General features: G+C 62.8%; 1 protein-coding gene. It reads right to left on the bottom strand.

Going from position 1 to position 1,407, the window contains the following annotated elements:
- Positions 1 to 52: 52 nt before the first annotated feature.
- Positions 53 to 280 carry an MbtH family protein gene (locus tag AC5Y5B_RS24695; protein WP_112633622.1) on the bottom strand — a complete coding sequence of 76 codons (228 nt, stop codon included), beginning with the start codon at positions 278 to 280 and terminating at the stop codon, positions 53 to 55.
- Positions 281 to 1,407: the final 1,127 nt, after the last annotated feature.

Raw genomic sequence — 1,407 nt, 5'->3', positions numbered from 1 at the left:
TACACGCCCCCCACCAAGAGTCGACCCCGGAACCCTTCATACCGATACCGGTCTACTGATCACAAACCGGCGCGGTCAGCGTGTCGCGCAGAGTTTTCGCCCGTATATCGGGCCAGGCTTCTTCGATGTAGTGCAGGCATGTGGCGCGGTCGGCTTCCCCAAAAACTACTCTCCAACCGGCGGGAATGACAGCGAAGGCTGGCCAAAGACTGTGTTGTTCCTCGTTATTGACCAAGACGAAAAATTGGCCGTTGTCGTCATCGAACGGATTGAGCGACACCGATGGACCCCCTAACACCGAGACGTACATTTACCAAGACGCGCCGCGGACAATCCCAAATATCGTTGCGGCGCTTGAGGATTGAGCCGTCAGGCCGGGCCAGTATGTCGACCGGCCCAGGCGCCCGACGTCAACGCCGGTGAGCTCGGTCGCCAGCGACGGCGCCACGACACGATGGTCGCTGCGGCCATCCCGGCCCCTCGCCGACAGATAGCGTTCATCAGCAGTGCACTCCGGGTCAGCTGCTGCTACGACCGTCGGCGTCGCGATCCACGGAGTGGACGATACCCAGCCTATACTGTGCGAAACATGTGAATTCCGTTCGTACATAACCGATCCGCAGTCACTCTACTGCCACACTCGCTTTTTGCTGCTTAGCGAAAGTAACGTGTCGCGCGTGCGGCGGGTTCATCTCCACTTCCCCACTACGACGCCGGGGGCTATTTCGCGTGCCCTCCGCGAGTGATCGTTTGCCGCTGTGGGCATCGAAAAACCTCGTTTACGCAACCGCAAAATATTTGCCCCTGCGGCCCAGGCGGGAGCGGCGCCGGCACGCGTGCTCGCGAAACCGCCGATTGAATTCACGTCGGTACCAAGTCCCAGCGCCTTCAGCTGCGCATTTGCGAACGTTCCTGGGCGTGCTCCGCCGGTGTGCTCCGACATCGAATTCGGCTGCCGCCATGCAAAAACGTACGGGCGCTTGCTAAAACGCGGCCGCCGGTACGGCGAATCGCCGATGGCGATCCCGGCCGCGCCGTAGCTGCACCGAGCCGGAACGGCCCCCGTCACCTGCCCCATCGCCTGCCTCCGTCGTTGCATGTCGCCGAGCGAATCGGCCGCCAAGCCAGCCTCGCACGATTTGCCAAGGGGCGCTTAGGCCCATCCACACGGCCCGTAAACAGGCACGTTGTGATTGATCTCACCGGCACCCGGCGCAGAAAATGTTCGCCAGCGTTCGGGCGTCGGCCGGGCCCGCTACTTCCGATGCCCGGCTGCGCCCACCCGAGCCGGACGGCTTTTCGGCCCGCGCCCCGCCCTCTCACCTGCCGCGCTACCGTGCGGTGGCCGACCCCGAATCCGTTGAACACGATCATGTTTGGCGCACACAGCAGATTCATAGCCGACTT

It is taken from the genome of Mycobacterium sp. NGS33, from assembly GCF_059812885.1.
The sequence above is the reverse complement of the archived record's forward strand: the minus strand, read 5'-3'. Positions and strand labels throughout refer to the sequence as shown.